The sequence below is a fragment of the Pseudoxanthomonas beigongshangi genome, assembly GCF_016820515.1.
Lineage (GTDB): Bacteria > Pseudomonadota > Gammaproteobacteria > Xanthomonadales > Xanthomonadaceae > Pseudoxanthomonas_A > Pseudoxanthomonas_A beigongshangi.
Genome location: NZ_JADHDV010000005.1, coordinates 153,966 through 168,610, shown reverse-complemented (window position 1 = coordinate 168,610; position 14,645 = coordinate 153,966). Strand labels below are relative to the sequence as shown.

The following is a 14,645-nucleotide window of genomic DNA, read 5'->3' as shown; positions in this document are numbered from 1 at the left end:
GGCACAGGGACGCCGATAAAAAAAGCCGGCGCGGACGCCGGCTTCGAATGACAGGGAGTTGCGGTCCTGCGGATTACTTCTGCGAGGTCTGGAACGTACCGTAGGGCTTGAGCTGCTCGGCGATCACCTTGCCATCACCGACCACGATGATCGACTGCCGCTTCGGGTCGAAATACTGTTTCGCCACCGCCTGCACCTTGGCCGCATCCACCTGGCGCAGGCGCGGCACGTACTGGCCCAGAAAATCCGACGGCAGGCCGATCAGCCAATTCTTCGCCAGCGTGCCCGCGACCGCGCCCTGCAGCTGGTTGCTGAGGACATAGTCGCCGGCGATGTAGCGCTTGGTGTCGTCCAGTTCCCTGGCCGGTACCGGTTCGTTGCGCAGGCGATCGAATTCGCCGAAGAACTCCTTCAGCGAGGCGCCGGTGACCTCGTTGCGCACGTCGGCCTGCGAGACCAGGTCACCGCCCGCGCGGGAAGCCGACAGGCGCGTGCCAGCGCCATAGGTGTAGCCCTTCTCCTCGCGCAGGTTGAGGTTGACCCGGCTGCTGAAACCACCGCCCAGCACGATGCGGGTGAGCTGCAACGGGATGTAGTCCGGATCGGTGGCGGCGAGCGCCGGCTGGCCGATGCGCAGGGTGGACTGCACGCTGCCGTCACGTTGAAGCAGCACGAACTTCGGCGTGGCGGTACGCGCGGGAGCCACGGTATCCGCCACTTCACCACCGGTGCCCTTCCAGTTGCCGAATGCCTTCTCCGCCATCGCGAAACCTTGCGCGGGCGTGACCCTGCCGGTGATCACCAGCAGGCTGCGATCCGGATGGAAGCGGCGCGCGTGCTCCGCGCGCAGCGCGGGCGTGGCAAGTGCTGCGATGCCGGCTTCGCTGAGCTGGGTGCGCGCATACGGATGGTCGCCGTACACCGCCGCCAGCATCGCGCGGTTGGCGCGGAACGACGGCTGCGCCTCGTTGGCCTTCAACTGCTGTGCCGCATTGGCCTGGGCCAGCTTGACCTCGTTTTCCGGGAAGGTCGGCTCGCGCACGACCTCGGCCAGCAGGTCCAGCATCGGCGCGGCCTGGCTGGCGAGCGCGTCGGCGTACACGGTGACGCCATCATTGCTGGCGCCGGCGCCGATGCTGCCGCCGTAGCCCTGCGCGGTTTCGGCGATGGCGCGCGAATCGCGGCGCGCGGTGCCCTCGGTCAGCAGGCCGGCGAACAGGCTGGCGAAGCCGGAAGCGTTCGGCGCATCCGCGGCCAGGCCGGCGTTGCGTACTGCCAACACGTAGTCCACGCGCGGGATACCGTCGCGCGGCACCACCCACACTTCCAGCCCGTTGGCGAGCGTCTTCTTTTCAATCTGCGGCACCGGCAGCGGCTTGTCCGGCGCGTACGGCGGCAGATCCTTCGGCAGCACCGGCTCGGCGGCGTGCGCCGCGCCGGCGAACAACGTGGTCAGGGCGAGGGCAATCGCAGTCTTGTGCAGGCTCATCGGGATTCTCCTCATTCCTTCTTCGCCGACGGCGCCAGCATCGCCGCGGGCTTGCGGTCGATGACGGTGCGGTTGGCCGGGGTCAGGTAGGTGGCGGCGACGCGCTTGACGTCCTCGGAGGTGACGTTCTGGATCCGGCCGGGAATCTGGTTGGCGACGTTGGCATCGCCCCACAGCGTCTGCAGCTTGGCCAGGGTGTCGGCGCGATTCAGGAACATTTCCAGGCCGTTGTACCAATCGGCCAGCAACTGGGTCTTGATGCGCGCCAGGGTCGCGTCATCGGCGCCTTCGCGCGCGATGCGTGCGATTTCCTCGTCGATGCCCTTGAGCACCGCGTCGGCATCGGTAGTCGGCTTGTACAGCGCGAACACGGTGAACAGCGTGGGGCCGTCGTATTCCCATTCGCTGGTCAGGCCGTACAGCGATTCCACGTTGATCGCGAGTTCGCGGCCCTTGACCAGGCCCTGGTACAGCCGCGAGGCGTCGCCGTTGGCGAGCAGCGCGCCCAGCACCGCCATCGGCGCCTGATCGCGGCTGCCGCGATCCGGCATCTTCCAGGCCGCGGCGATCGCCGGCACCTGCGCCAGCGCGTCGCTCTGCTGCACGCGCTTTTCCTGCGTGTTCAGGCCTTCCTTGTAGTCCGGCGCGGCCGGGGTGGCGCGCGCGGGAATGGCGCCGAAGTACTTCTGCGCCAGCGCGAAGCCCTGCTCCGGGGTGACGTCGCCGGCGATCGCCAGCACCGCGTTGTTGGGGCCGTAGTAGTCACGGTGGAACGCCTTGACGTCCTCCAGGCTGGCGTTCTCCAGATCCTCGAAGCTGCCGTAGCCGTCGTGGTTGTTCTCCCACTTCTGGAACGCCTGCTGGCCGATGTCGATCCACATGAAACCGCCGTAGGGCTGGTTCTTCACGTTGACGCGGATTTCCTCCTTCACCACGTCCTGCTGGTTCTTCAGCGTCTCGGCGTTGAAGTCCAGGGTCTTCATGCGATCGGCTTCCAGCCACAGGATCGCGTCCAGCGAGGACACCGGCGCGGTCTCGATGTAGTTGGTGAAGTCGGCGCGGGTGGAACCGTTGTTGTTGCCGCCGCCGCCGGTGATGACGCTGTCGAACACGCCCTTCTTCGCGTTCGGCGTGCCCTGGAACATCAGATGTTCGAACAGATGGGCGAAGCCGGTGCGGTTGCGCGGCTCCAGGCGCATACCGACATGGTAGACCACGCTCACGCCAACCACCGGCGAGCTGTGATCCTCGGAGATGACCACGGTCAGGCCGTTGTCGAGTTTCTTGACGGCGACCGGGACGGTCCAGCGGTCGGTGTCGGCCGCCATGGCCGGCAACGCGAGCAGCAGGCCGGCCACGAAACCGGCGGCGGTGCGGATGCGCATCGGGAATCTCCCCAGTAGAGTCCCCGCAGCCTACGCCGCCCTGTCACGCCCGCCCCGGCCCGGAAGTCATGGCCGGGCCCGCTTGCCTCAGCGGCGGACGACGTAGTGCATGCCCACCGAGGCGGGGCCGACATCGGCGAAGCCGTATTGCGCGTACAGATGTTTCGCCTCGCCGTCGGCGATCAGCGAGACGTGCGCGCTGTCCAGAGTGTTGGCCTTCAGCCAGGCATCCAGCGCGTTCATGATGCGCTTGCCCAGCCCGCGCCCCTGGTGTTCCGGCTCCACCGCGATGTCCACCACCACGAACGACAGGCCGCCGTCGCCGATGATCCGGCCCATGCCGATGGCGCGGCCCTCGTGCAGGAGGCTCACCCCGTAGAGGGTGTTGGGCAGGCCGCGCTCGGCGGCCTCCTGCGACTTCGGCGACAGCCCGGCGACCGCGCGCAGCCGACGGAAATCCTCGACGCCGGGGAAGCGCTCGACCAGCACGTAGGGATCAGACGGCGCGTTCATCGGAACCCTCGCCCTCTTCCAGCCCGAGGTTGGTCGGCGCGGCCTCGTAGACGTTGCGATCCAGCAGGCCGGTTTCCTTGGCCACCAGTACCGGTACCACCATCTGCCCGGTCACGTTGGTCATCGTGCGCATCATGTCGAGCACGCGATCGATCGCGTACAGGTAGCCGATGGTTTCCAGCGGCAGGCCGGCCGCGGTCAGCACCACCGTGGCCATCACCACCGCGGTGCCGGGCACGCCGGCGGTGCCGAAGCTGCCCAGCACCGAGGCGATCAGCACGACGAAGTACTGGTCCGCACTGAGCGGATGCCCGGTGTATTGCGAGATGAAGACCGCGCACAGCGCCGGATAGATCGCGCCGCAGCCATCCATCTTGATGCTCGCGCCCAGCGGCACCGCGAACGAGGCGTAGTTCTTGTCCACGCCCAGGTTGTGGGTGACCGCGCGGATCGCCGCCGGCATCGAGGCGAAGCTGGAGGAACTGACGAATGCCACCTGCATCGCCGAAGCCGCGCCTCGGAAGAACTTCCACGGGTTCAGGCCATGGCTGAGCAGCAGCAGGCTGTAGGTGATCACGATATGCAGGGCGCAGGCCAGGTACAGCGCACCGACGAAACTCGCCAGCGGCAGCAGCTTGCCGAAGCCATAGGCGCCGACCAGCGAGGCGATCAGGCCGAAGGTGCCCAGCGGGGTCACTTCCAGCACGAAGCGGGTGACCTGGATCATGATTTCGCTGCTCTCGCCGGCCAGCTTGCGCGCCGCGGCCACGCGATCGCCCAGCTTGACCATCGCGAAGCCCAGCAGCGCGGCGAAGAAGATCACCGGCAGGATCGAGCCCTTGCCCGCCGCCAGCACGGTTTCACCCGCTGCGTTCTTGGTGGTGCCGATGCCGGTCAGCGCATGGAACGGATTGGACGGCACCACGTCCAGCAGCACCTTGATCGGACTGGGCACGTCCTTGGGCACGTAGTTGGGATCCACCTGCAGCGTGGTCACGCCCACGCCCGGCTGGACGATCACGCCCACCGCCAGGCCCACGCCCACCGCCAGCGCCGCGGTGACCACGAACCACAGGAAGGTCCGCCCGCCCAGCGCGGCGACCGATTGCTGGCCATGCAGGCTGGAGACCGCGTTGATGACCGCGAAGAACACCAGCGGCACCGCGATCATCTTGATCAGGGTGACGTACAGCGTGCCCAGCGGACCGAACCAGGTGTCGGCGGCGGGTCCCAGCAACCAGCCGGCCAACGCGCCGAGCACGAAGCCCCCGACCACCCGTTGCCAGAACGGGATCCTCAACCACGCGGAGACCAGCTTCATCGGCAGCCCTGAAAATACGGAATCCCGAACGATAGCCCAGCACCGTCCCATACGCGACGGCATGGCTGGAAAGGCCGCGTGTCATGAACAGGACACTGTCACCGGGCCATAATGCCCCGTTGCCTTGCCTGGAGTCCCTGATGCGTCGTACCGCCGTCCTGCCCGTCCTGGGCATGTCCCTCGCCACCCTGCTCGCCGGCTGCGCCACGACGCCCGCGACCTCCTCCGCCCCGACGGCGGCACCCCGCATCGATGTCCCGGTCGTCGCCCATCCCGGCGGCGAGACGCCGGCCTGGTGGTATCGCAACGGCGCCGCCCGCGCCGCCGCCAACGGCGCCATGAACGGACGCGCGAAGAACGTCATCCTGTTCCTTGGCGACGGCATGAGCCTGACCACCGTCGCCGCCGCGCGCATCCTCGACGGCCAGCGCAAGGGCGGTTCGGGCGAGGAGAACCTGCTGAGCTGGGAGCGCTTCCCGCACACCGCCTTCAGCAAGACCTACAACACCGATTCGCAGACGCCGGATTCGGCCGGCACCATGACCGCCATCACCACCGGCGTGAAAACCCACATGGGCGCGATCGGCGTCAGCGCCGGACGCCGCGACGACTGTGCCGACAGCCTCGGCAAGGCCGCGCTCACCTGGCTGGAACTGGCCGACAGCGCCGGCCTGGCCACCGGCATCGTCAGTACCGCGCGCCTGACCCACGCCACCCCGGCGGCGACCTACGCGCACGTACCGGATCGCAACTGGGAAAACGACACCGACCTGCCCAAGGCCGCGGTCGAACAGGGATGCCGCGACATCGCCCAGCAACTGTTGACCTCCTCGCGCTTCGGCCACGGACCGACCGTGGCGCTGGGCGGCGGCCGCGCCGAATTCACCAGCACCGAGCAGCGCGACCCGGAATACGACGACAAGGTCGGCGAACGCCTCGACGGACGCGATCTGCCGGCCGAGTGGCTGAAGGCCAATCCGGGCGGCCAGTACGTGTGGAACCGCAAGCAACTGGAAGCGGCCAAGGACGCGCCGCGCCTGCTGGGCCTGTTCGAGCCGGATCACATGCAGTTCGATCATGACCGCTCGCGCACCGACACCGGCGAGCCTTCGCTGGCCGAACTGACCCGTGCCGCCATCCACACGCTGTCGCGCAGCCAGGACGGCTACGTGCTGATGGTCGAAGGCGCGCGCATCGATCACGCCAACCACTACGGCAACGCGTTCCGCGCGCTCGACGAGACCATCGCCATGTCCGAGGCCGTGCAGGCCGCGCTGGATGCGACCTCGCGCGAGGACACCCTGATCGTGGTCACCGCCGATCACTCGCACACGCTGAACTTCGTCGGCTATCCGGTGCGCGGCAACCCGATCCTGGGCAAGGTCCGCGGCCAGGGTGGCGAGGATGACGTGCCCGGCGATCTGGCGCGCGACCAGACCGGCCTGCCGTTCACCACGCTCAGCTACGCCAACGGCCCCGGCTACACCGGCGAGAGCAACCAGCAGAAGGCCGGTCCGAAGCGCTTCATCCATGCGCCCAGCAACGTCGAGACCAGCGAAGGCCGGCCCGACCTGACCGCCGTGGACACCGAGCATCCGGACTACCTGCAGGAATCGCTGGTGCCGCTGAAGTCCGAATCGCACGGCGGCGAGGACGTGGGCATCTGGGCCATCGGCCCGGGCAGCGACGCGGTGCGCGGCACCGCCGAGCAGAACACCATCTACCACTTCATCGTCCAGTCCACGCCGAAGCTGCGCCAGCGCCTGTGCGCGGCCAACACCTGCAACGCCGACGGCGTACCGGTGGAACTGCCGAAACCAGCGGATTTCGAGAAGAAGCCATGAACCGAAACGCCCGGGCCAAGCCCGGGCGTTTTCCCTTGTAGGAGCGACGTCAGTCGCGACCGTTGGGCTGCACGTTCGCGGAATTCTCCCGGTCGCGACTCACGTCGCTCCTACAGACATCCCGATTGTGGGAGCGACGTGAGTCGCGAGCTTTTGGAATGAATCGACGGGCATCGCGAATCGCGACTGACGTCGCTCCCACAAGTGGGTGTCGCTGAAGCCCTGGAATTGCCGAAGCCCGCGGATTTCGAGAAGAGCCGCAAATCAGAAAGCCCGGGCTGATTTCCCTTGTAGGAGCGACGTCAGTCGCGACCGTTGGGCTGCACGCGCGTGGAATTCTCCCGGTCGCGACTCACGTCGCTCCTACAGACATCCCGATTGTGGGAGCGACGTGAGTCGCGAGCTTTTGGAATGAATCGACGGGCATCGCGAATCGCGACTGACGTCGCTCCCACAATATGGGCGTCGCTGAAGCCTTGGAATTGCCGAAGCTGGCGGATTTCGAGAAGAACCGCAAATCAGAAAGCCCGGGCTGATTTCCCTTGTAGGAGCGACGTCAGTCGCGACCGTTGGGCTGCACGCGCGCGGAATTCTCCCGGTCGCGACTCACGTCGCTCCTACAGGCATCCCGATTGTGGGAGCGACGTGAGTCGCGAGCTTTTGGAATGAATCGACGGGCATCGCGAATCGCGACTGACGTCGCTCCCACAAGGTGGGAGCGCTGAAGCCTGCGACGCCCTTGATTCAGAACGGCTTGGCCAGCACCAGCCAGACGATGCCGATCAGGACGATCACCGGTGCTTCGTTGAACAGGCGCAGGGTGAAGGAGGACGGCAGCGTGCGGCCCTTCTCCACGCCCTTGAGCCAGCGGCCCGCAATGATGAAGTGGGCCAGCACCAGCACCACCAGGGTCAGCTTGGCGTGCAGCCAGCCGGCGCCGGGCGCGGCCATCGTCGGAAAGCCCGGAATCACCTTGTAACCCAGCCACAGCACCAGGCCCAGGATCACCGCCAGGCCGAACATGTTGTGGCCGAAGCGGTACAGCTTGCGTCCCATCAGCAGCAGCCGCGCCTGCACGTCCGGCTGTCCCGTCGTCTCGGCGAGATTGACCAGGATGCGCGGCAGGTAGAACACCGTCGCCATCCACGCGATCACGAACACGAGGTGGAAGGTCTTGACCCAGAAGTAGAGGCTGGCTTTGTCCACGCGGGACTCCGGTGCGGGCGAAGGGTGCGCGGATTCTCCGCCATCACGCGGACCGCTGTCCAACCGAAACACCATCGCCGCCCCTTTTACTCCGCCTCGCAAACCGGGATCCTTGCCGATGAGCTTGCCGAGGTTTCCATTCCGATGAAGAAGTACGACGCCCATTATTTCCAGCGCTGGTATCGCGACGGCGAGATCGGCGGACCGCAACGCCTCGCGCGCAAGGTGGCGCTGGCGGTGGCCACCGCCGAGTACTACCTGGAGCGCCCGATCCGCACCGTGCTGGACATCGGCTGTGGCGAAGGCCCCTGGCGCGCGCCGCTGCTGAAGCTGCGCCCGCGCCTGCGCTATCTGGGCTTCGACAGCAGCGAGTACGCGATTGCCCGCTACGGGCGCAGCCGCAACCTGCACCTGGCCACGTTCGCCGATTTCGAATACCTGCGCCCCTGCCCGCCGGTGGATCTGCTGGTCTGCGCCGACGTGATGCATTACCTGCCCACGCGCGATCTGCGCCGCGGCCTGCCGGGGCTGGCGGAACTGTGCGGCGGCGTGGCCTTCCTGGAAACCTTCACCCGCGAGGATGAATACGAAGGCGACCACGACGGCTTCCAGTCGCGCCCGGGCCGCTGGTACCGCCGCCAGTTCGAGGCCGCCGGCCTGCGCGCGGTGGGCTCGCACTGCTGGCTGGCGCCCGCCCTGGCCGCGGAAACCGCCGCGCTGGAGATCCCGGGCGCTGGCTGAACAGGCCGATTCCGGGTGGTCCCGGATTGCGTTATGCTGCGCCGCAGCAGACTGCACCAAATCCGGGATTCCCGTTGCCCATGACTCTCCTGTACCAGTGGCATGAACTTGGCCGTGCCTGGATGGCGCCGCTCGCCTACATGGCCGAAGCCAACGCGCGCATCTTTTCCGCGCCCGGCAGCTGGCTGTCCAACCTGCCCGGCGCCGAGCGCATCGCCGCCGGCAACGAACTGATCTACCGCATCGGCAAGGACTACGAGAAGCCGGCCTGGGACATCCACGAGGTGGAAGTCGAGGGCCGCACCGTGCCGGTGGTGGAGCAGGAAATCATCAAGAAGCCGTTCTGCCGGCTGCTGCGCTTCAAGCGCTACACCGACGACGCCGACAGCATCAAGGCGCTGAAGGATGATCCGGTGGTGCTGGTGGTCGCGCCGCTGTCCGGCCATCACGCCACCCTGCTGCGCGACACCGTGCGCACCCTGCTGCGCGATCACAAGGTCTACGTGACCGACTGGGTCGACGCGCGCATGGTGCCGACGTCCGAGGGCGCCTTCAGCCTGGACGACTACGTCGCCTACGTGGAGGAGTTCATTCGCCACATCGGCGCCGACAACCTCAACGTCATCAGCGTTTGCCAGCCGACCGTGCCGGTGCTGGCGGCAGTGTCGCTCATGGCCGCGCGCGGCGAAGCCACGCCGCGTTCGCTGGTGATGATGGGCGGTCCGATCGATGCGCGCCGCAGCCCGACCGAGGTCAACAGCCTGGCCACGCGCAACCCGCTGTCGTGGTTCGAGAACAACGTCATCCACAGCGTGCCGATGCCCTATCCCGGCCAGGGCCGGTCGGTGTATCCGGGCTTCCTGCAGCACGCCGGCTTCATCGCGATGAATCCCAGCCGCCATTTCATGTCGCACTGGGATTTCTACGCCAACCTGGTCAAGGGCGACCTGCAGGACGCCGAATCGCATCGCCGCTTCTACGACGAATACAACGCGGTGCTGGACATGCCGGCCGAGTACTACCTCGACACGATCCGGGTGGTGTTCCAGGAATTCCTGCTGCCGCGCGGCAAGTGGAAGGTCAACGGCGAACTGGTCAATCCGGCCGCGATCAGGAAGACCGCGCTGCTGAGCATCGAAGGCGAACTGGACGACATCTCCGGGCTGGGCCAGACCGCCGCCGCGCACGACCTGTGCACCGGCATCCCCAAGGCGCGGCATGCGCACATCACGGTTGAAGGCGCCGGCCACTACGGCATCTTCAGCGGCCGCCGCTGGCGCGACAAGGTGTATCCGCAGGTGCGCGACTTCATCGCCAGGTACGCCGACTGATCCCCCGCGCGACCACTCGCCTGCAAACAGAAAGCCCCGCGCGAGCGGGGCTTTTTGCTGCTGCCGTCAACTCTCGTCGCGGCACCCCTGTATGAAAACCTTGTTGTCGGTGACCACGCCCCAGCGTCCATCGGCGGCGCCGCATCCGGCGGTCCACGAACCCACCAGCACGCCTTCCTCGTCGTAGTAGTGCCACGTCCCCTGCCAACCGGCTGCCGCGTTGAAGGACACCAGCGCCAGGAATCCCAGCGAAGCCGCTACTGCAAGAACACGGTTACGAGCCATAACAATCATCTCCATGATGTTCGCGGCGGAAGACCGCGCCGACACCGTAGACATTCCCGCACGCGGCTTCTGTTAACCATGCCCCAAGTTGGCGGATGGCTGCATTCAGGGATGTGCAGGATGCGTCACACACCGCCGCGCGGGCGCCGGCGCGGAATCCCGGCGACCTTCGCTGCTTTCCGATCCCGATGCCACCGTTGGTGCGCGATGCATCGATGCCGTGGCGGGGAAACCTCCGCTTCCACCATCACCGCCGGTCAACCCGCCTCCGGAACCGCCATGCGCCATCACCCGGGACCAGGACCGCGGGTACGTGAACGGCGCCGGCCCGCGACCACCCGCTATGCTTGTCCCGGCCTCGTGCGGCCGGGCCGGGACAGCCGCCAGGACCGGGCATTTCACTTTCGACTCCCCGCTTCGTCTCTACCGGCATGGCTGAATCCAGAAACAAGTTGCCTCCCGGCGCACCGGTCCCCGACGGGGCCGGCGCGCGCGCCTCCGCCGAGGATCTGGTCCGCGACTTCAACCAGTCGCTGGTGCGCATGCTGCAGTTGCGGCTGGGCTCCTACGACGACGCCTGGGAGGTCGCGCAGGAGGCCTATGCCAAGCTGCTGAACCTGGGCAACGAAACCACCATCAGTTTCCACCGGGCCTACCTGTTCCGGATCGCGCAGAACCTGGCAACCGACCTGCTGCGCCGCCGCGCCCATACCGAGCAGCCCGCGCCGGACGGCGTGGACCTGTGGCCGGATCCGGGCACCAGTCCGGAACGCTCCGCCAACGCGGCGCAACTGGTGGAACGGCTGCCCGCCCTGCTGGCGGAGCTGCCGTACAACTGCGCCGAGGCCTTCCGGCTGGTGAGGGTGCAACAATTGAGCTTTGCCGATGCGGCAGGCGTACTGGGCCTGACCGAGCGCATGGTCCGCATCCATGTGGCGCGCGCACTGACGTACTGCCAGGAACGCCTGGACGGCATCACGGACGAGTGGGAGGAAGAACAATCATGAACCCGACATCCACGGAGCCGCGCAAGACGGCCCTGCGCGAGGCCGGCCACTGGCTGCTTCGCATGCAGGAAGAGGATGTGCCGTCGAAGGAACTGGAAGCCTGGTGCGACTGGATGGCCTCGCCGGCCAACGCCGCGGCCTTCGACGATCTGGCCGCGTTGTGGGAAGCGGCGGGAACGCTGGATTCGGACACCGTGTTGCGCGCGCGGGCCGCGCGCAGCGTCCAGCCCGCGACCTCCCCGTCCCAGTCCGCGCCTCCCGTCACGGCGCCGGCCCGGCCCTTGCGTCGCCGCTCGCGTCGCGGCTGGGCATGGGCCAGCGCCGCCTGCGTGGCGTTGGCCGTGACGCTCGCCTGGTTCCTGATCCCGCGCGGTGCACCGGAAGACCCGTCGCAGTCCTTCGCCACCGGCATCGGCGAACGCCGCCAGATCACCCTCGCCGACGGTTCGATCCTGGAACTGGATGCGGCGTCCGAAGTCAGCGTCCGCTACCACCCTGACCGGCGCGACATCGAACTGCGCAACGGCCGCGCTTACTTCCAGGTCGCGCACGCGCCTGATCGGCCGTTCGTGGTCGATGCCAAAGGCGTCCTCAGCCAGGCGCTGGGTACCCGCTTCAGCGTGGCCGAACATGGCGATCGCGAAGTGACGGTGGTGGTCGACGAAGGCCGCGTCCAGGTCAGCGCAGCCGGGGACGGGCATGTTCGCCGCTACCTGGCCACCGGCAACCAGCGGATCCGCTACAGCCTCGCCAATGGCCTGCAGCCCCCGCAGGCCGTCAACGCGCCGCTCGCCACTGCGTGGCGGCAAGGCGCCGTGGTCTACCAGGGCGAACCGCTGGACAGCGTGATCACCGATCTCAACCGATATTCGCGCGTCCCGATCCGCCTGCAGGATCCCGCCCTGGGGCAACTCAAGGTCACCGGGCGCTGGGAGGTTGCCAGCATCGACCGCTGGATCGACGGCCTGGCCAAGGCGCTGCACCTGGACGTCCGGCGCAGCGAAGGCGAGATCTTGCTGTCCAGCGACGAACCGCAGAACAATCCGGTGAAGCGTCCCGCGGTGCCTCCCGGAGACGGCGCTCCCTGATCCGGAACACAGTCCTTGCCAGCCGCCGTTGCCGCCACCGTCCGCCATTGCATGCGCCCTCCGGCGCCGGCGTGGTGGACGGAGCTTTCCGGCTGGCGGCGGCGGGGCGGACTGGCGCTGCTGTGGCTGGGCTTCTGCCTGTCGGCGTGGGCGGCGCCCTCGCCACGCGTGGCCTTCCGTATTCCCGCGCAACCGCTGGACGAGGCCCTGCTGAGCTTTTCACAGCAAGCCGGCCTGCCGCTGGCGGCCGTCGGTGATCTGGGTGGCGCGCGCCGCAGCCCCGGGGTCAGCGGGGTAATGACGGTGGAGGCGGCGCTGGAACGCCTGCTGGAAGGCAGTGGCTACGCTTTCAGCGTGGAAGGCGGGGTGATCACCGTGTCGCCGCGCGCACCGGCACGCGCGGAACAACCCGCGCCGCAGCCGATCGCGCTGGTCGCGCCCACCCGTACCCTGGCGCCGCTGGTGGTGTCGGCGCGCAAGCGCGACGAGCGCTGGATGGACGTGCCGATGGGATTGTCGGTGCACGCGGGTGAACGCATCGAGGCGCTGGGCCTGCAGAACGCCACCGACGTACTGCGGCTGACGCCCGGCGTGGCCGCGGTCGACGCCGGCGCCGCCTTCACCCAGGTGCAGATCCGCGGCATCTCCAGCTCATTGGGCGGCAACGACAACGGCTACTACCTGGACGACATTCCCTTCACCGGCGTCACCGTGCCGTGGCATCCGGACACGCGCGCGTTCGATCTGGAACGGGTGGAAGTGTTGAAGGGCCCACAGGGCACGCTGTTCGGCGAAGGCTCGATGGGCGGCACCGTGCGCATCCTCACCCGCGCGCCGGAACTGGATCGGTTTTCCGCCGCTGTGCAAGTGGGAGCGTCCAGCACCGAAGGCGGCGCCGACGGCGGCATGGGTAAGGCGATGGCCAACCTGCCGCTGGTGCCGGACAGGCTCGGCCTGCGCCTGGTCGCCACCCGCGAAACGCTGGCCGGCTGGGTGGACACGCCCGACGGCGGGCGCGACATCAATCCGCAGCGCGTCACCACCCGGCGCGCGCGCCTGCGCTGGTCGGCCAGCGACACCTGGATGACCGATTTCAGCCACATCGGTTCCACCACCCTTGCCGAGGGCGGCGGCTACGCGGCCACCGATGTCCTGCAGACCAACGCCTATCAGGACACGCGGTCCCGCTGGCGCGCCAACAGCATCAACAGCAGCCTGGAACTGCCCGCCTCGCGGCTGTTGCTGGTGGTGTCGGATGCCCGGCTCGAATACGTGATCGACGGGATGCTCACGCCGACGTCCACGCTCCGGGGAACCCTCGACATCGACGTGGACAGCACGGAGCTGCGCTGGAGCTCGCACGGTGCCGGCCCGCTGGAGTGGATCGTCGGCTATTCGCATCGCGAAGCACTGCGTCGCGATGCGCTGTTCGTCGATGGCGAATACGCGGTGGCCCGGCAGTCCAACCGTGCGGACGCATTGTTCGGCGAACTCACGCTGACACCCCGGGATTCCGCCTGGTCGACCACCGCCGGATTGCGCTACTTCACCGACGAGGTCAACGGAACGGCACTGTCCTCGACACGCGACACGCGCCTGCGCTCGACCTTCCATCGGCTCACGCCGCGGATGAGCGTCAACCGGCGGTTCTCGGATCAACGCACGGTTTATGCCAGCGTCGCCGGCGGATTCCGCTCGGGTCAGTTGCAGCCGGCCGACTCGCAGGCCGCCGCGCTCGCCGCCGGGATCACCCTGCCCTCCACGCTGCCACCCGATTCGCTGGTGTCCTACGAAATCGGACTCAAGCAGATCACCGCCGGTGGCCGCCTGCTGGTGCAGGGCGCTGCGTTCCACACCCGTTGGCATGATCTGCCGGTGCGGGTTCCGATCGACGGCACCCACAACGGGTTGATCAATTCGAACGGCGCGATCGTGCGGGGCGTGGAACTGGGGATGAGCTACGCGCCCGCGGCGCAACTGCGGCTGGAATTGGGCGCGACCTGGCTGGACGCCCACTATGCCGCCGACGTGCCGGGCACGCCGCTGCGCCGTGGCACCCAGATCTACAACGTGCCCCGCACCAGTCTCTCGGGCACCGCCACCTATGCCTGGCCGGTTGGACCGGACATGAACCTGACCGCGGCCAGCCGCGCCAGCTACCACTCGCGCCGCCAGACCGGCCTGGTCGAAGGCGACGAAGGCGACGCGATCCTGGATCTGGGCCTGCGCCTGGGCCTGGAGTCCGCGCGCGGATGGAGCAGCTATCTGTACGCGGACAACCTGCTCGACGAACAGGGCGCGGTGGATGGCCGCGCCCCGTACGGCAATGCCACCCGCCTGCGTCCTCGCAGCTACGGCATGGAACTGCACTACCGCTTCTGATCCTGCCGCCGGCGCCTGCGCGCCGTGCCCATTTCACTTTTGTTGCACCGGTT

11 protein-coding genes and 1 pseudogene are annotated in these 14,645 nt (G+C 67.8%); 6 read left to right on the top strand and 6 right to left on the bottom strand.

The genetic code is table 11. From position 1 onward, the window contains the following. Positions 1–73: 73 nt before the first annotated feature. From IQ458_RS05750 to IQ458_RS05735, 4 genes are all read right to left on the bottom strand, one after another. Positions 74–1,489, bottom strand: a complete 1,416-nt coding sequence (locus IQ458_RS05750; RefSeq protein ID WP_203322186.1) for a M16 family metallopeptidase — start codon at positions 1,487–1,489, stop codon at positions 74–76. A gap of 11 nt (positions 1,490–1,500) precedes the next feature. Next, complete coding sequence (locus IQ458_RS05745) at positions 1,501–2,874, bottom strand: M16 family metallopeptidase (RefSeq protein ID WP_203322185.1); 1,374 nt, start codon at positions 2,872–2,874, stop codon at positions 1,501–1,503. Positions 2,875–2,961: 87 nt separating this feature from the next. Then, positions 2,962–3,387 (bottom strand): GNAT family N-acetyltransferase, encoded by a 426-nt coding sequence (locus IQ458_RS05740; protein WP_183638337.1) that lies wholly within the window; start codon positions 3,385–3,387, stop codon positions 2,962–2,964. Then, complete coding sequence (locus IQ458_RS05735; RefSeq protein ID WP_203322184.1) at positions 3,371–4,708, bottom strand: dicarboxylate/amino acid:cation symporter; 1,338 nt, start codon at positions 4,706–4,708, stop codon at positions 3,371–3,373. Before IQ458_RS05735 ends, IQ458_RS05740 begins: the two co-directional genes overlap by 17 nt. 140 nt (positions 4,709–4,848) lie before the next feature. Between IQ458_RS05735 and IQ458_RS05730 the strand changes: the two genes are divergently transcribed. After that, positions 4,849–6,552, top strand: coding sequence for an alkaline phosphatase family protein (locus tag IQ458_RS05730; protein ID WP_203322183.1), 1,704 nt, complete (start codon positions 4,849–4,851; stop codon positions 6,550–6,552). A 744-nt stretch (positions 6,553–7,296) separates the two neighbouring features. Here the strand turns inward: IQ458_RS05730 and IQ458_RS05725 are convergent. Further along, positions 7,297–7,758, bottom strand: a complete 462-nt coding sequence (locus IQ458_RS05725; protein WP_328805089.1) for a CopD family protein — start codon at positions 7,756–7,758, stop codon at positions 7,297–7,299. A 144-nt stretch (positions 7,759–7,902) separates the two neighbouring features. On the opposite strand from IQ458_RS05725, the gene IQ458_RS05720 reads away from it, so the two are divergent. Beyond that, positions 7,903–8,499 carry a class I SAM-dependent DNA methyltransferase gene (locus IQ458_RS05720; RefSeq protein ID WP_183638349.1) on the top strand — a complete coding sequence of 199 codons (597 nt, stop codon included), beginning with the start codon at positions 7,903–7,905 and terminating at the stop codon, positions 8,497–8,499. Between the two features lie 80 nt (positions 8,500–8,579). Then, positions 8,580–9,821: pseudogene (locus IQ458_RS05715) on the top strand (polyhydroxyalkanoate depolymerase); the annotation flags it as partial. Positions 9,822–9,896: 75 nt separating this feature from the next. Here IQ458_RS05715 and IQ458_RS05710 read toward each other — a convergent pair. Further along, positions 9,897–10,115 (bottom strand): DUF6289 family protein, encoded by a 219-nt coding sequence (locus tag IQ458_RS05710; RefSeq protein WP_183638355.1) that lies wholly within the window; start codon positions 10,113–10,115, stop codon positions 9,897–9,899. A gap of 431 nt (positions 10,116–10,546) precedes the next feature. Between IQ458_RS05710 and IQ458_RS05705 the strand changes: the two genes are divergently transcribed. The 3 genes from IQ458_RS05705 to IQ458_RS05695 are packed head-to-tail and all read left to right on the top strand — an operon-like array spanning position 10,547 to position 14,592. Continuing rightward, positions 10,547–11,122 (top strand): RNA polymerase sigma factor, encoded by a 576-nt coding sequence (locus IQ458_RS05705; protein ID WP_183638358.1) that lies wholly within the window; start codon positions 10,547–10,549, stop codon positions 11,120–11,122. Further along, a complete protein-coding gene (locus IQ458_RS05700) occupies positions 11,119–12,210 on the top strand; it encodes a FecR family protein (protein ID WP_203322182.1) in 1,092 nt (363 codons plus the stop codon). The genes IQ458_RS05705 and IQ458_RS05700 overlap by 4 nt, the downstream gene beginning before the upstream one ends. Positions 12,211–12,225: 15 nt before the next feature. Further along, on the top strand, positions 12,226–14,592 hold the full coding sequence (locus tag IQ458_RS05695; RefSeq protein WP_203322181.1) for a TonB-dependent receptor: 2,367 nt from the start codon (positions 12,226–12,228) through the stop codon (positions 14,590–14,592). Positions 14,593–14,645: the final 53 nt, after the last annotated feature.

Excerpts from the sequence above, each read along its gene's own strand:
- IQ458_RS05750 (WP_203322186.1), bottom strand. The coding sequence starts at position 1,489 with ATGAGCCTGCACAAGACTGCGATTGCCCTCGCCCTGACCACGTTGTTC.
- IQ458_RS05745 (WP_203322185.1), bottom strand. The coding sequence starts at position 2,874 with ATGCGCATCCGCACCGCCGCCGGTTTCGTGGCCGGCCTGCTGCTCGCG.
- IQ458_RS05740 (WP_183638337.1), bottom strand. The coding sequence starts at position 3,387 with ATGAACGCGCCGTCTGATCCCTACGTGCTGGTCGAGCGCTTCCCCGGC.
- IQ458_RS05735 (WP_203322184.1), bottom strand. The coding sequence starts at position 4,708 with ATGAAGCTGGTCTCCGCGTGGTTGAGGATCCCGTTCTGGCAACGGGTG.
- IQ458_RS05730 (WP_203322183.1), top strand. The coding sequence starts at position 4,849 with ATGCGTCGTACCGCCGTCCTGCCCGTCCTGGGCATGTCCCTCGCCACC.
- IQ458_RS05720 (WP_183638349.1), top strand. The coding sequence starts at position 7,903 with ATGAAGAAGTACGACGCCCATTATTTCCAGCGCTGGTATCGCGACGGC.
- IQ458_RS05710 (WP_183638355.1), bottom strand. The coding sequence starts at position 10,115 with ATGGCTCGTAACCGTGTTCTTGCAGTAGCGGCTTCGCTGGGATTCCTG.
- IQ458_RS05705 (WP_183638358.1), top strand. The coding sequence starts at position 10,547 with ATGGCTGAATCCAGAAACAAGTTGCCTCCCGGCGCACCGGTCCCCGAC.
- IQ458_RS05700 (WP_203322182.1), top strand. The coding sequence starts at position 11,119 with ATGAACCCGACATCCACGGAGCCGCGCAAGACGGCCCTGCGCGAGGCC.